This is a genomic window from Vibrio marisflavi CECT 7928 (genome assembly GCF_921294215.1).
Lineage (GTDB): Bacteria > Pseudomonadota > Gammaproteobacteria > Enterobacterales > Vibrionaceae > Vibrio > Vibrio marisflavi.
On the sequence record NZ_CAKLDM010000002.1, the window covers coordinates 1,481,222 to 1,496,459 of the forward strand.

The 15,238-nt window shown below is 40.5% G+C and carries 15 protein-coding genes; 3 read left to right on the top strand and 12 right to left on the bottom strand.

Features of this window, described 5'->3' with window-relative positions; translation table 11 throughout:
- Nucleotides 1-2: 2 nt before the first annotated feature.
- The 6 genes from L7A31_RS13555 to L7A31_RS13580 all read right to left on the bottom strand — a co-directional run bounded on the left by L7A31_RS13555 (nucleotide 3) and on the right by L7A31_RS13580 (nucleotide 5,661).
- On the bottom strand, nucleotides 3-545 hold the full coding sequence (locus tag L7A31_RS13555; protein WP_237362318.1) for a hypothetical protein: 543 nt from the start codon (nucleotides 543-545) through the stop codon (nucleotides 3-5).
- Nucleotides 542-1,870, bottom strand: a complete 1,329-nt coding sequence (locus L7A31_RS13560) for a type II and III secretion system protein family protein (RefSeq protein ID WP_237362319.1) — start codon at nucleotides 1,868-1,870, stop codon at nucleotides 542-544. The genes L7A31_RS13555 and L7A31_RS13560 overlap by 4 nt, the downstream gene beginning before the upstream one ends.
- A gap of 10 nt (nucleotides 1,871-1,880) precedes the next feature.
- On the bottom strand, nucleotides 1,881-2,684 hold the full coding sequence (gene cpaB / locus L7A31_RS13565; protein WP_237362320.1) for a Flp pilus assembly protein CpaB: 804 nt from the start codon (nucleotides 2,682-2,684) through the stop codon (nucleotides 1,881-1,883).
- A gap of 9 nt (nucleotides 2,685-2,693) precedes the next feature.
- On the bottom strand, nucleotides 2,694-3,119 hold the full coding sequence (locus L7A31_RS13570; protein WP_237362321.1) for an A24 family peptidase: 426 nt from the start codon (nucleotides 3,117-3,119) through the stop codon (nucleotides 2,694-2,696).
- Nucleotides 3,120-3,137: 18 nt separating this feature from the next.
- Nucleotides 3,138-3,377 (bottom strand): Flp family type IVb pilin, encoded by a 240-nt coding sequence (locus tag L7A31_RS13575; RefSeq protein ID WP_237362322.1) that lies wholly within the window; start codon nucleotides 3,375-3,377, stop codon nucleotides 3,138-3,140.
- 751 nt (nucleotides 3,378-4,128) lie between these two features.
- The gene (locus L7A31_RS13580) at nucleotides 4,129-5,661 is read right to left on the bottom strand and encodes an amino acid permease (RefSeq protein WP_237362323.1); all 1,533 of its coding nucleotides are present in this window, start codon (nucleotides 5,659-5,661) and stop codon (nucleotides 4,129-4,131) included.
- 638 nt (nucleotides 5,662-6,299) lie between these two features.
- Here L7A31_RS13580 and L7A31_RS13585 point away from each other — a divergent pair.
- Nucleotides 6,300-7,514 (top strand): multidrug effflux MFS transporter, encoded by a 1,215-nt coding sequence (locus tag L7A31_RS13585; RefSeq protein ID WP_237362324.1) that lies wholly within the window; start codon nucleotides 6,300-6,302, stop codon nucleotides 7,512-7,514.
- Between the two features lie 63 nt (nucleotides 7,515-7,577).
- On the opposite strand, the gene L7A31_RS13590 is transcribed toward L7A31_RS13585, so the two are convergent.
- Nucleotides 7,578-8,156, bottom strand: coding sequence for a TetR/AcrR family transcriptional regulator (locus L7A31_RS13590; protein ID WP_237362325.1), 579 nt, complete (start codon nucleotides 8,154-8,156; stop codon nucleotides 7,578-7,580).
- Nucleotides 8,157-8,285: 129 nt separating this feature from the next.
- Here L7A31_RS13590 and L7A31_RS13595 point away from each other — a divergent pair, with 129 nt between their 5' ends.
- Nucleotides 8,286-9,326 (top strand): alkene reductase, encoded by a 1,041-nt coding sequence (locus L7A31_RS13595; protein WP_237363570.1) that lies wholly within the window; start codon nucleotides 8,286-8,288, stop codon nucleotides 9,324-9,326.
- Between the two features lie 72 nt (nucleotides 9,327-9,398).
- Here L7A31_RS13595 and L7A31_RS13600 read toward each other — a convergent pair whose 3' ends face one another.
- From L7A31_RS13600 to L7A31_RS13615, 4 genes are all read right to left on the bottom strand, one after another.
- Nucleotides 9,399-10,028 (bottom strand): HAD family hydrolase, encoded by a 630-nt coding sequence (locus L7A31_RS13600; protein ID WP_237362326.1) that lies wholly within the window; start codon nucleotides 10,026-10,028, stop codon nucleotides 9,399-9,401.
- 16 nt (nucleotides 10,029-10,044) lie between these two features.
- Complete coding sequence (locus L7A31_RS13605) at nucleotides 10,045-10,581, bottom strand: GNAT family N-acetyltransferase (RefSeq protein ID WP_354003819.1); 537 nt, start codon at nucleotides 10,579-10,581, stop codon at nucleotides 10,045-10,047.
- Nucleotides 10,571-11,221, bottom strand: a complete 651-nt coding sequence (locus L7A31_RS13610) for a porin family protein (protein WP_237362327.1) — start codon at nucleotides 11,219-11,221, stop codon at nucleotides 10,571-10,573. Before L7A31_RS13610 ends, L7A31_RS13605 begins: the two co-directional genes overlap by 11 nt.
- 127 nt (nucleotides 11,222-11,348) lie before the next feature.
- Nucleotides 11,349-11,744: a transporter gene (locus L7A31_RS13615; RefSeq protein ID WP_237362328.1), complete on the bottom strand. Its 396-nt coding sequence runs from the start codon at nucleotides 11,742-11,744 to the stop codon at nucleotides 11,349-11,351.
- A gap of 364 nt (nucleotides 11,745-12,108) precedes the next feature.
- Between L7A31_RS13615 and phnR the strand changes: the two genes are divergently transcribed.
- Complete coding sequence (gene phnR, locus L7A31_RS13620) at nucleotides 12,109-12,816, top strand: phosphonate utilization transcriptional regulator PhnR (RefSeq protein WP_237362329.1); 708 nt, start codon at nucleotides 12,109-12,111, stop codon at nucleotides 12,814-12,816.
- 39 nt (nucleotides 12,817-12,855) lie between these two features.
- Here phnR and L7A31_RS13625 read toward each other — a convergent pair whose 3' ends face one another.
- A complete protein-coding gene (locus tag L7A31_RS13625; protein WP_237362330.1) occupies nucleotides 12,856-15,195 on the bottom strand; it encodes a helicase-related protein in 2,340 nt (779 codons plus the stop codon).
- Nucleotides 15,196-15,238 lie beyond the last annotated feature (43 nt).

Sequence of the window (15,238 nt, forward strand, 5' to 3'; positions counted from 1 at the left end):
GGTTACTCCTCTACTACAGCCTTAGCTTTTGTTTCGGATACATTTGTATCAGGTAAATTCGTCAGCATTTTTTGTGGATTTACCATAGAAATCCATCGGTTACTCTCTGGGTAGCAACCATCGATGACCTTTTCTTTAGATGAGTCATACACATCCGCATAATCACAAAATGGAACTTGGCTCTTGTAGGTTGTGGTTAACAACATAAGATCAAAACGATCGTCTGCCCTCGCCCCTTTAGTTACTTCAATCAAATTGGTTGGAACACCTTTGAGTAGCAAAGTCTTACGAACGGTATTCGCCCAACTTTTACCAGATTTAGTGAACCATTGGATTTCTGCACCGTAATGAAGTAATTGAGTCTCATGCTCAGCAATAAACTCGTTAAGCATTTTGCTTTTGCTAGATTTGGCAGGCTTATCCAACGCAATTGAATATGTTACAGGGTAAATATCTACAGATGACCCTTCACGTTCGCTTACTTTCTCAGTACAACCTGCAAGTGCAACAAGAGGTGCAATCAATAAAACTTTCCAATTAATCATTTTTTAAACCCTCCAGTTGCTAACAACTCTTTCGACCATTTCTCACTTGCTTTAGGGTATTTATTGTCATCAGTGAACCCAAAGAAGCGGTCTAAAGTCGTAGTTCTTCTCATCATTGGTAGTTGAACTTGAGATGGATGAACTGGTTTAACCAAATTCACAGTAGCAACGATGACCAACTCTGTTTTCTTACGGTTAGTTGCAGAGTTTCTAAACAAAGCACCTAAGATTGGGATATCTCCGATAAACGGTAGCTTAGTTAAACTTTCGATATCTTCTGTACTCAACAGTCCGCCTAGAACAAAGCTCTGCCCATCACCTAATTGAACAGTTGTACGTGCGCGACGAGTTTTTAATGATGGTAAGTTGTAGTTATCATTGCTGTAGACTTGGTCGATAGAACTCACTGAAGGAATCATTGACAAAGTAATCTTATCGTCTCTTTCGACTTTAGCCATTAATTCCAATTGGATACCGTAGTCTTTGTAGATAACGTTTGTGCCATCATCGACCGTTGTAACGACCGGTATTTCACCACCTACCAAGAAACTAGCGCTTTCACCTGAGATAACCGATAAGTTAGGCTCTGCAAGAATTTGACCGATTGAATCATCATCTACCGCGTTAATGACAGTTAAAATGTTTGAAGCTCTAAAGTCATTGATTGGGTTAACAAACACACCGGCAGTGTCAGTACCGTACTCAACACCAATTTCCTTTAGAAAAGTTTGTGTCACTTCTGCAATAGATAATTTAACGTTAACTTGCTTTGTTACAGCAACTTGGATGTTATTTACAATGTGTTTATAGAACCTACGCTCCATATACTTCATTTCGATATCTTTGTCGCCAACATCAACTTCAAAAACACCTTTCTCGTATTTTTTCGCAAGTAACTGACCAACAATGTCATTGATTTCGTCTTTTTGTTGCTCATTGGAGACGGTACCGCTTAGCACGACTTGCTCACCGACATTAAACACGTCTACGTTTGTGTCAGGAAAATTCACCGCAATATATTGCTGAATCCTGCTTAAGCTTTTGTTTACAACAACTTTTCGGCTTGCCAGTGTTTTGCCATCTTTGTCAAATACGATAACTGAGCTATGCCCCGCCTCTCTCGCATAAACAACCACTTTGTTCTTGCTGATAACTTGATAGTCAGCAACTTTAGGGTTTGATACAAATACTGTTGAAATATCACTCTCAGTCGATAAGGTCCTTGCAGCACCTTCCGACATATTCATTACACCTGCTGCCATCGTCGATAATGAAAACATCGACAATATCAGGGTTAAATAAACTTTATATAGGTTACGATTCATTTCAGAGCTCCTACCTAATTAGCGTTTCAGTTGCACGATATTCCGTTACTGATTTAAATCCTTGTAGAATATCGCCAGAGTCCGCTTGAAGATCTGACGTATCATATTTTCCTATCGATTTATGGACTTCTATGTCCGCTATATTTTCTGCTACTGTCAACGTAACAGCTTCTTTTCTTGTCAGCTCTAAAATAAGAGTTACTTTTTCTTTGCTGGATTTCTCGAAAATTGGCTTAGTCTGAGAGTCAGCTTTAGGAGATCTTATTTGTAGAACTTTTACGCCTGTAATGACTGGTTTTATATAGATAGGCCTTTTCACCGATCGGTTACGCAAGTCACTTGGCATGCTCTTATTTGCACCAACCATGGCAAGCACATCGATTAAAGTACCGTGATTTATTACGCCACCTAACACCGAATCTTGATCCACTTTGATTGGATATGGAATACGGTTTTCGCTGATTACATACTCTACGTAACCACTTTGATTCGGCTGGATAAGATCATGTTTTGAAAGGTAACTTCCCTTGATTAGCTTATTTCTAAACACCGCACCTTGCTGCCAATCTAGGTTAACATCTTTAGTGAAGCCCAATTGATTTGCTTCAGCTTCAGATAGCCTTTCTACAGCTAGCATACGATGATTAATAATTTTACCGGGCTCTACATCTTCTTTTAATCGCCAAACCAAAATCTTCGGCTTAGCCACTTTTTGAACAGTGTTACCTGATGGCTTAGATAAGCTGACAGACAGGCCATATAATCCGATCAGAATAAATATGACTGCAAGCAGTATAATGACTTTCGTTTTCACAAGCAGTTCCTATATTGACGCAGCAATACCGAATAAACAGCCTATACAAATTGGTACTCCGTAAGGAACACCAGTATTTGTTTTAATACTTTTTCCTCTTGACTTAATCCATATCACTTGACCAATGGCCAATATCCCGCCCAAAAGTAAAATTATGACAATAGTTAATAATAAATACTTTGGTACAATTGCTAATGAAAAAGCACTAATTAATTTAACATCACCTGCTGCAATAATTTTTATAAGGAATAAAAATACCCCTACTAAAAAAATTACCAGTGAGTATTTAATAGACTCGTAATTACCTTGTTCAACCAATATCAATGTAGTTACAAATAACACTGCAATACATGATTTATTAGTAATAGTTCTTTGGGTTATATCTCGATAGCAAATCCAAAGGGAAATGATGGCAAGTAATAACCACCATTTCACTACGAAAATACTCATCTATTAATTAGTTATTACGCCGCCATCTGCAGCAGTAATATTTGAGGTGATGGTACCCATTGCTCCTTGAAGAGCAGTGCCTAGGTCACCATTAAATACCGCTAGTACGATTGCTGAAACTGCGACGCCGATAATGGCATATTCAATTGCCGTAACGCCGCGTTGATCTTTGATAAACTCATCCGATGTGTTTTTATATCCGTCCATAGTGTTCTTTAACTTAAGCACTATATTAGATAACATTTTTAAACCTCTACTATGTGTGATTCGTTAAAACTTTGTGACAAGTGTGAAACGTTTCGAGGTAAATATTAACAACGAATTTACAATAGATCATGTGATCACAATCACGCAATCTAACATTTCATTATTTCATGTTGCAAAATTATTTAACATTAATTCCAAAGTTTAGACAATTGTGCCTAGATATCATCTTGTTTTAAAAGACGTTTTCAATATTGGCATGAAGAGTTTTTACTCAATAATAATTTGAACAATTAAACTAAATATTTTTATCAATTAACAAAAATAAAACATAAATGTCACACAGAAAGGCTGCTGTTGCATATCTTTTAATGAGCCCTATTTCATTACTTTTTGTTGATAGTGTTTTTATTTTTTACATACTTATATGCATTAGACTTTATAAAACCAGACAGTTTATTTAGCTGATAAATTTCCTTTTAGTTACATTTCCTTTTTAAAGTGCATGTAAAATTCAACCAAAGATTAACCAAGGGTAATTAATACGAGAGAATGGTGAAAAGGTGTGGAATATAAACTTAATCACTAGTAAGTGGATATAGGTATATCTATAAGCGCTATCGTCGCTCAGTGACTGCTGTATTAAACTCAATGCAAACACACTCCATCGGTATAGCCACTAGTGCTAGTTACTTACACGGAACCACAGCACGGCCAACAGGGGTTTCTCCATACAAAAAAATGCCCGGCTTATATAGCCGGGCATCTCCTTAACTTTTTAAAAAGCTAACTACTGATTTTCAAGTTGGGCCTTAAGCTGAGGTTTCGGACTAAATAACTTGTGCGCTAGCATGATTGCAACGAACACAATAAGTGCACCGTAGTTTGTTAACACGTTAAATGCTGTTAGTTTCATTTCGAAAGCTTGACCTGCAATGATCAGAGCAATAAATATCATCGAAATGACAGGAGCATACGGGAACATCTTCGCTGTGTATTTCAGCTGAGACGTATCACCTTTTAGTACTTTCTTACGGAAGCAGTAATGGCTTAGGGCAATACCAAACCAAGCAATAAATCCACATAGCGCTGAAATATTTAGCAGAATGGTAAATAGCTCACCATTACCAGTAAACGAAGACAAGAAAACTGCAGAGCCCACAACTGCTGTTGCCATTAGTGCATAGATTGGCAATCCAAACGAAGTTGTTTTACTGAAGATCTTTGGTGCTTGACCAGTTTCACCCATATACCAAAGCGTACGAGTCGATGAATACATACTTGCGTTCGCAGCTGAAATTACCGCGATCAGAACAATAAAGTTCAGCATGTTAGTCGCTATACCCATATCGAAATAGTGCTTAAACACTAACGTAAATGGGCTAGATTCAACACTATTACCATGAGCCAAACTTGGATCGTTGAAAGGAACCAATAGGCTAATTAGCAAAGTTGATAGGATATAAAATAGCAGCAAACGCCAGAAAACACTTTTCACTGCTTTTGGAATGTTTTTCTCTGGATCTTTTGTTTCGCCAGCACTAATACCAATGAGCTCACACCCTTGGAACGAAAAGCCCGCGACAAGGAAAACACTAATAAACCCAGCAAAACCATGATGGAACGGTCCATCAGATATCGTGAAGTTGCTCGCACCAAAATGTGGTTGCGTAAATACTAGGCATGTTCCAAGTACGATAAAGATAATAATTACCGCAACTTTCAAGAAAGACATGATGTATTCCGTTTCACCGAACACTTTGACCGAAAATAGGTTCACAGCAAGAATCAATATAAAGAAAAGACCTGATACTAAAAGTGGGGATGCTTCTGGGAACCAAAATTTGACGATAATCGTAGCAGCAGATATTTCTGCAGCAATAGTAATCGCCCAGTTAAACCAATAGTTGTAACCCATCGCAAAGCCAAACGACGAATTTACATATTCGGTAGAGTATTCACAAAAAGAGCCAGTTGTCGGTTTATGAGTCGCCATTTCACCCAAGCTGGTGATTAAGAAATAAACCATAATCGCGATAAGACTGTAAGCCGCAATTGCGCCTCCAGGCCCAGCGACTGAGATTGCGTAACCGCTCGCTAGGAATATTCCTGTCCCTATCGAGCCGCCAAGGGCAATCATGTTTAGATGCCTTGCTTTTAAGTTTCTAAGTAACATGCTGTGTTCCGTAGTTTGTTCAAATACTCTGGCTATAAGAGAAGAGTCAGCCAGTACCACCATTTGCTCGGGTAACGTAAATTTAGTTATTTTTTTAGGTTGCTTTAGATGAGTAGTGACAATTGCTGATCTAAAGCTATCAGACAAACGGCATCTTTTATCATTTCACGAGACTTTAATCCAGAAAATGACAATAAAAAATTGACAATTTTTCTCTATTGCACCACAAATCCAGCAGTAAACGCTAACTCTATAAAATCAAACAATAATATTTATTTAGAAAAAGCAACTAGATAACCTACGTGACGCCCTTTTTTATGCATGTGCATGCATTTAAAAAAATGGGTAACTCCCCCTCCCCAACTAGTTGAATATACGTAAACATATTTGTACAAAATGAATGTTGCATTTATGTACGGAATTAATTGATCATTTGCATAGAATGTCTTGTAACATCATCAAATTTTTGTAAAATGGCCAACGATGAAATCAATCCTCTCTTCATCTCATGGCTCAACAAGAGCCGCACATAGCTTTACATGTCAGGTAAAACTATGGGAATGCTGCCGTGTCTTTAAGCATTTTTGGAGCTGGACTCAGTAATCTGACCTCAACACCAACTCGTTTCCGTTTAGCACTTTAGTCATTCATGGTGACTCTTTACTCTAAACTTATTGCAGTTGGATTTCATTGCTATCTAAATTTGTTCATGTGAACAAAGCTTCCCTCAGTATTTGCCGATTTGAAAATCGTTGATTAGGGAACTTGTTTTATGAGGGTTTCAAATGTCGCAACCTCAATACAGTGAGCGTACTATCCGCTTCTTAATATTATTAATTTTTCTAGCCGCTGCGATGGAAACAGATATTTACTTGCCTGCTTTTCCTGACATGATGCATGCGTACGCTACAAATGAGCTAATGATTCAGAGAGTGCTAAGTTTTAACTTTTTGGGTGTCTGCTTAGCTTCGCTGATCTACGGCCCTGCATCAGATTCATTTGGTCGCAAAAAAGTGCTCAACATTGGCTACTTTCTATTTGTAGTAGCCAGTTTCGGCTGCGTTTTTGCTAACACAATTGAGACGCTAATCTTTTGGCGCTTTATTCAAGGCTTTGGTAGTGCTGCTTGCATGATTATCGGTGCTGCTGTGGTATTCGATATGTATAAAGCCGAGAAAGCCGCCAAACTTGTGGGTGATTTGAACAGTTTAGTGGTGAGCATCATTGCGTTTGCTCCAATGATAGGTGGCTGGATCAACTATCAATTGGGTTACCACTACAACTTTCTCTTTATTGCCGCTTTGAGCTTAGTGACTGGCGCAATTTGTTTCTCTAAGCTACCAGAGTCATTGGCAATGGAAAAACGAAAGCCATTTCGAGTCAAAGCAATTGGTGGAAATTATCTGACTGTGCTTAAAAGCAGTGAGTTTTGGGCCAACACTATTGTAACGACAATGATTTTTGCTGGATATATGGTGTTTGTATCGAATATGTCTTTGATATTTGTAGATAAGCTTGGTGTACACAAAGCTCATTTTCCATTTTATCAATTCAGCTTGCTCATTGCGTTTGTCATCGCAAGCGTAAACAGCGGTCGACTCATTGATTGGTTTGGTCTCAACAAGATGAGAAATCTTGGCTACATTGTATTGATCGCTTCTGCGCTATTTATGTGGGCGATGCCTGTAAGTTGGCAACAAGATCCATTGATTGTTACAGCTGTTATGGTGGTTTACTCCTTTGGCGCAGGTATTTGTATCGGTATTTTCTTTACTCGCTCAATGGAAGCTGTTCCTAACCAAACAGGGGTAAGCGCTTCATTAGTGACATCAATTAGGCTTGCTTTGGTTGCTATCATAATTGATATAAGTAGCGACATGTATGACGGAACGATGACGACTGTGGTTCAGATTGTCGCGTACTGCACTATTGCAAGTATTATTGCTTATGGAGCTAACGAACTCATTCAAGCCAAAAAGCATTCTGAAGTGTTGAATTAACGATGCAACCTCTTCCCTAGAGCTGAGCTCTAGGGGAGAAACTGAGTGTGAAGAAGAAAGTATTTAATTCTTGATGTAATCCATTATTATTTTGCTCAGATTTCTTAACGTGCCTGGCTCTGGGTTTGTATGAGAAAACGTCCTTAACCCATAGATATTCATGACAAAAAACTGTGCCAGTTCAGCTGGGACTTTTGACCCACTGATCTCACCAACTTGTTGAGCACGGTGAAATTTATCTTCAAAAGCACGCTGCCAGTCTTTGAGCATATTTCCGATAACTTTTTCAATTTCTTCATCTTGTTGCGATAGTTCGCTTAAAGCTTTTTGCAGTAAGCAGTCCTTAATGTTTTCGCTTTCACACTCTTCTACTACATGCTCTAAGTATGCTTCGACACCCTTTAGCACTGACCCAGCATCGTCAAACAAACTGTTAAACTCATCTCGGCGCTCATTTCGATATTGCTCAAGAGCTGCCAACAATAGCCCACGTTTGTTGTCAAACGCACAATAAATCGAGCCCGGATGCAGTCCCGTTGCTTTTTTTAAATCCTGCATACTAGTTTTGCTGTAGCCTTTTGCAATAAACGCTTCCATTGCAGATCGCAGCACTTGCTCGCGATCAAATTCCGCATTCCGCATAACATTTACTCCTAAGCGTTTTGCTAAAGTCTAATAGATTTTGAACATTCATTCAAAAATAATACTTGAATGATCATTCAAATTGATTTACTTTCTTGAACAATCATTCAAAATAACGATTTGGAAATTATCATGGATAACCTGTTTCAACCCTTCGCTCTCAATGACACCATTAAGCTAAAAAACAGAATTGTCATGGCTCCCCTAACCCGCTGCATGGCTGACGAAAACCTAGTTCCTACTCAGCAAATGGCTGACTACTATGCTCGTCGAGCAGAGACAGGACTGATAATTTCTGAAGCTGTAATTATTCGCCCTGATGGACAAGGCTATCCAAATACACCGGGATTATTTACACCCGCTCAAATTGATGGCTGGCGCGTTGTTACTGACGCAGTCCACAAAAATGGTGGCAAAATTTTCGCTCAGTTATGGCACACAGGCCGAATTGCACACACTCACTTCTTTGGTGGTGAAACCGTTGCACCATCGGCGATAGCCCACGAAGGCACTGTGCCTCGTATGCGCGAACTTTCTTATGCTGTTCCAAAGGCTCTGTCTAAGCCGGAAATTGACCAGCTTATTGTTGACTATACACAAGCGGCAGCCAATGCCATTGATGCTGGCTTTGACGGTGTTGAAATTCATGGTGCCAACGGATACTTAATTGATCAATTTCTTCACTATAGCAGTAACATTCGTGAAGACGAATACGGAGTCACTCCGCAAAATATGGCTCGCTTCCCGTTGCAAGTCGTTGATGCCGTAACTAATCGTATTGGCGGTGATCGAACAGCTCTACGCCTATCTCCGGGTGCTTATGTCCACATTGATACTGACACGCGTGACAGAGATGTTTTCGACTATTTGCTAAAAGAATTGGAAAAACGCGAACTAGCGTATTTACATGGCGGTATTTTCGATGACAGCATGGAATTTGATTATTTAGGAGGCAGTATTTCCCACTACCTACGCAACAGTTCCAACAAAACGTTGATTGGTGTGGGTGGATATAGCGCAGAAAGCGGAAATGAAGCGATATCAAACAACCAATTTGATTTACTCGCGATCGGTAGGCCTTTGATTGCCAACCCGGACTACGTAGAAAAAATCAAATCAGGCCAAGCGCTCACTGAGTATTCTGAAGAGATGTTAGCCGAATTGGTTTAACGACTATTTCCTACATAATAGAAAGGCCGCAGTAATTTTTTCTGCGGCCTTTCTAATTCAATTCATGTTTGCTTAAAGTTGGCTAAAGTCATCGATGATAAGCAGTGCAGAGCTTAAATCGTGGTTTTGGTTAAATTCATGCCGGATTGCAATTACATCGTTTCCACTGGCTACACCAGCTTTCACACCCACCGTCGAGTCTTCAAATATCACAGATTGAAAAGGTGTAACATTTAGCTTTGATACCGCCAAGTTGTACGCTTCGGGGTTAGGCTTATGTGCGCTGACATCTTCTTTGCCAACAACGGCATCAAATAGGCTGGTGATCTCCAATTGCGTTAAGATACTTTCAATCATCCATTTGGCGGCTGAACTCACTACCGCACATTTTTTACCCGCTTTCTTTAGTGATTCAATATACTTTCGAGCACCTTGATTTAACACGAGGTGGCTCTGGAGTAACTCCTGATAATACTCGCGGAAATGGGTATTAAACTCTTCTCTATTTGGGGAAATATTGGCAGATTGGAAAAAGTGGTTTGTGACTTGCGACCACTCCTGCCCCATTACATCTTTATAAATTTGATAATCGACTGAAGCATCATACTGCTTACAAGCAAGCGCTAATGCCTTGCCTTTGAGAGGCTCTGAATTAACCAGTGTCCCATCCATATCAAATAGGTAAGCTTCGTATTCTCTCAAGAAATGTCTCCAACAATTACAGAGATATCCAATATCGCGCAACTACCTGATCTTCTTCAAGACATTTTACGTTTTTTTCGAATTGCCCGCCGTTGTTCTCTATTACTTTGCGCGACGCATTATTGTCTTCATCAGCGGTGATCATGACTTGGTCTATGCCTAGATTCCTTGCTTCAAACAATCCTAATTTAAGCATGTAAGTACCAAAGCCACGTTTTCTCGAGCTAGGCCGTATGTCGTAGCCAATATGGCCGCCTTCATTTTGCAAAAACATCGAATCCAAGTTATGTCTCACCCGTATGGCGCCATAAACAATGCCAGAGCTATCAATAAGCCAGAAGTGGTTACAAGGTACATAATTTGGCTTGAGGTTCATTGATTGCGATTCGTCTAACAAACCTTGTACGTAACCGATGAAATCTCGGTTTGCTGCAGAATAATAGTCTGCATTCGCTGGATCATGTTCAACAAAGTCTCGATAGAACGAAAGGAAGCCATTCTTATACTCAAGATTGGGAGAAACAAGTGTCAACCCTTCCAATTTAGTAGGCATACCTTACAGATACTCCTCCTTCACTAGTATGGCTCGTTTGGGCATCCCGATAAGTGTAGAATCCACCAATGGCAATGTTCTCGTTAACATAGTAATCGCCTCTCAGCATAAAAATATCTTCATCGATAGGGCTACTACGACTCATTTCGCCGCTTACGCTAATCTCTAGGTTTTCCATGGCTAAATAGGTCAGCATAAGATCAATGCCGTAGATGGAAGAGGTGCCGTTGGTGACTGTCGTGTTAGTGGTTTCATTGGTCGTAGAGGACCACAGAGCTCCATATCTAACACGAGAAGAAACATCAAGTTTGTTGGTCAAGCTGTATTTATAGCCCACACCGGGACGAAGGGAATAGTATTCTGTTGTAAAGCCGTTGGGGTGAATAAAGCGCGCAGCATAATCTGTCACCAACAACCAATTGTCTTTGTACTGCATGCTACCACCGACGCCGACAGCAGTGACATTACTGTTCACTCCTAAATCTTCATTACTGGAACCAGAGCTCACATCTGCATACAAATAGTTATAATTGATTGAGGAAGTTGAGCGGCTTTCAGCCGCGACACCTTGTGGGGATAAAGCGAGTAATGTCGCGAATGTTGCTCCCGCGATGCTCCACCTTTTGAGCGCATTCTCCATTGCATACCTCTAACTTTCAATAAAGCGTCCTTATTAAGCATAGAGTATCAAAAGAGCGACAAAACACTATTTGAATTTGGTTACAAAATGACAAAAGTATTATGTAAATTAAACAATTACACTCAAATCAATTGAACTGAATGAGAAATTCATCTTCCACACCTGAAGCTAACTTACTGATTTCAACTCCAGTCTTAGTCTTGATATTATCGAGCTGAGTTTGGCTCAAGGCATAAGGCATAATCAACTTGAGCACAGAAATACTTTCAGACTTAGCGATATCGCAAAGAGCAATTAAATTGGATTCATCACTATGGCGAGTTGAAAGGATTCTAAGTGCTGCTCCCCATAAGCGTTCTTGTGGAGAAATATTAACAACTTCTTTGTTGTTGCCCCAACTATTGTCTCTCACAGTAGAAACGCAGGCATTCACTGCTTCTAAAAAGGTCCATTCTTTATCGCATGAAGCACCAAGAAACGATGTGTAGTCAAACTCTACATGATTTAACTCTTGGAGATCCATCTTACCTCCGATTAGATAGCTGAGTAATTAAATCAACTATTATCCAACCAAATCTATATATCAATAGATTATAAAAAAAGATTATTTTATTACCTTTCGATTCTTAATAAAGGCATATAAAGCGCAAGAATTTAACAGGAAAGACACAAAACAAGCCAATTTTAGAATCATGTCGTAACAAGGCACAACTGATAAACAGAACGATTGAACATATAATTTCTTCCTGCAACTCTTAGAACAACTCACTTCGCAATATGTTTGTCATTCAGTGCACTAAGCATCACTTCTGCGCTAGTATTCCCCTATCCACGGAAGGAATTCAGATTTCGAACAATTGATCTAGACAACTCAGAGAGGATATTGGGTGCAGTACGTAAAGATTAAAGACGCTATCATTGGGCAGATAAAATCGGGGATGCTTTCCCCTCACCAAAAACTCCCTTCTGAACGAAAGCTCGCTGAATCATTCAATACGACACGTGTCACCTTACGTGAAGCTTTGTCTTTATTAGAAGTAGAAGGTGAAATTTTCCGTGAAGATAGACGTGGCTGGTTCATTTCTCCTTCTCCACTTCGCTATGATCCATCCAAGACTTTAAGTTTTGAAGGTATGGCGAAAGCACAAAATCGTGTGCCTAAAACCAAACTAATCGAAGCAAAAAGCGTGGTCGCAAACGCACAAGCTTCCCAGTTACTGCTTCTGGAGCCATTTGCTAACATCTACCAAATAGAACGTATGCGTTATCTAGAAGGCCGCCCCGTCGTATTTACGACAAGTTTTATTCGCCAAGCATTATTTCCGAAATTGTTAGAACACGATTTATCAGAGTCATTGACCAATATCTTTCAGGCTCAATACGATACTTTCTATGAAAAGGTTAAATACCGCATTGGTACCAGTTCACTGCTAGGTGATACCGCGCAAGCACTAAGGGCAACGTCAGGAAGCCCTGCAATGTTAGTAGAACGAGTCAACTACAACCAAGATGGCGTTCCAGTCCACTGTGATATTGAGTTTTGGCGTCATGATGCAATTTGTATCGAATCAGTAGCTGAGTTGTCACGCGAATAGTGACGAAATGAGATAGTAAGAACCTCATTTAACCCGAGGTTATTTCACATCTAAAATACGACTCGCTTTCTTGTATTGAACACGCCACCCTTGCCATTTTGGAAGCTCCCATCGCTTCGGTGGGGTTTTCCGCAAACCACTTTCATAAACAACATAGACAAGCTTTTTACGAGTATGGTATTCCACATCCAGGTTTAGTTGAGCTAAAGCAAGCTTAAAAGGATACGATTCCGCGAAATCTTGATACTCCCAGTATGGGACTCCATCGAACTGAAAATCTTCATTAGTAAACAGAGTGAGGTCTTCCACTGACTCTAGCTCTAGGTCAACCAATTGCTGTAAGAACCATTTTTCAAACGTAATATCTTCATGATCTTTTATTTCACTGAAACCTAGTTCTACGTAGAGCTTCCAATGTTCGATCTGTGTCGTCAGTGACTCCGCAAGGCCAGGCAATCGCTCGCCTGAAAGTACAGCATTCAACATAGGCTTTAGCGCATATTCTCCCTGAGCTTCCACATTTTTTTTCGCTATTACTCTGCCGGCATAAATCAACTCCAATTGACTGAGTGCAACATCTCCCTCAACGATGCTTTCACCTTGACGCCATTCACCTAACTCTAACTTCTCAATTAAGCCTAGCGAGACAGGCATAGTAACCGACGCAATATTGAGCGTCTGCTTCACTCCTCTACCGGGTAAACTATGAAAGTCTAGAATAATCGCAGCGTCAGACTTATCTGCAAACCTCGAGTGTCTACCCAAATTAATTTCTAACTGACCATTGGCAAGGCAATCTTTTCGCCTGTCTCGGCGAACAAAAACCAGTTCAGGGTGTAGTGACGCAATAGTTTCAACTAACAAACTTCTATTGAGCGCTGAAGCCACGCTAAGCTGAGGTAGCTCAAAAAGTTCTCTCATCTGATTGGATAGCCCTCTGGCTTCTTTTACTGCGTCTCCCACTACATTTACACCCGGAAGTTTTTTTCCGCGTACCAAATCAATCAACAATGTTCCGTCGCAACCAAGTGGCTCGATTCGTTTTAGTTCATCTTGTGCATCCTCATTTGTCGACAAACTATACAATGAGGCAGGAACACTGAGCGCAGCGGTTAGGTCAATCATTGCTTCTTTAACTGCCCGTGTTTTTATTCGTGTCACCAGATCAGCATGCAATGAATCGATGGGAAGTTGAGAAAGCTTTTTACCGTGTTCGGTAGCCAAACCCTGTTCGTCAATGGCTTCCATTAATACTAACTTCTGACTAGCTGATATCAGTGACTTTTCCGGTATTCGATCGAGCCAATCCAACTGTTCTAGTTGATATCCACAAGAAGCGGCGACAAGCATGGGCTCTGTTAACTCTTCTCGCTGAAACTGAGGTGGTGTGACGGCTTCTAGCGCTGCGTATCGGCCGTATAAACGGATGCAAGTACCATCAGAAACTCGTCCCGCTCGACCAGCACGCTGCTTCGCACTGGCTTTGGAAATATGAGTCAGAACCAAGGTGGTTCGACTGTTTCTTTGCACGGTGCGCCGTTCCAGCCCACTATCAATGACTAGGGTAATATTGGGAATGGTGAGTGAGGTTTCCGCAACATTGGTCGCTAATACAATTTTTCGACGCGTTTGCTGTGTCAACGCAAGTTGCTTTTGTGTATCAGACACCGAAGCATGAAGCGGCACTACTATATACTCATCTAGATGTTTTAAAGCCGACTGACATTGAGCGATCTCTTTCCTGCCGGGCAGAAAAACCAAGATATCGCCTTCACTTTCAGCGGCTTCAATTTCCGCTTTTATCCTTTGCTCTAGCTTGAAACTATTAGGTAGTTGTTGGGAGTCAGAGCTTCGGTGCTGGATATCAACAGCGTAGTTTCTACCAACACTTGTGAGACGCTTGCCTTCAACATAATCCGCCAGCTTCTCACTTTCCATCGTTGCAGACGTGACGATTAGACGGTGTTGATCATGCTTTTTAAGCATTGCGAACAATAGATCCGTATCCCAGCGGCGTTCATGAAACTCATCGATCATGATGACTTGAAATTCATTCAACCTGTTTTCACAAAACCAACGTAAAGCCACTCCCGGAGTGACAAATACGATTTCGCTATCTTCGCTAAATTGATTCTCTAGTTTAATTGCGTAACCGACTTTTTCACCCAAAGGCTCTTCTAGTTGAGAAGCAATGAACTCTGCCAATGAAGTACATGCAATTCGTCTAGGCTCGACCACCAGCACTCGGCCACTTTGTGAAGCCCATAAAGGCAATCGAGTAGATTTACCTGAGCCGGTTTCTGCTTCAACGACAAGATGATTACTTTGAATGGTGTGGAGAAAATCACTTTTCAGTGAGTCAATGGGTAAAGACGACATGAATAATTACGAAACGAACCGGATGTGAATCGCAGTATAGCGC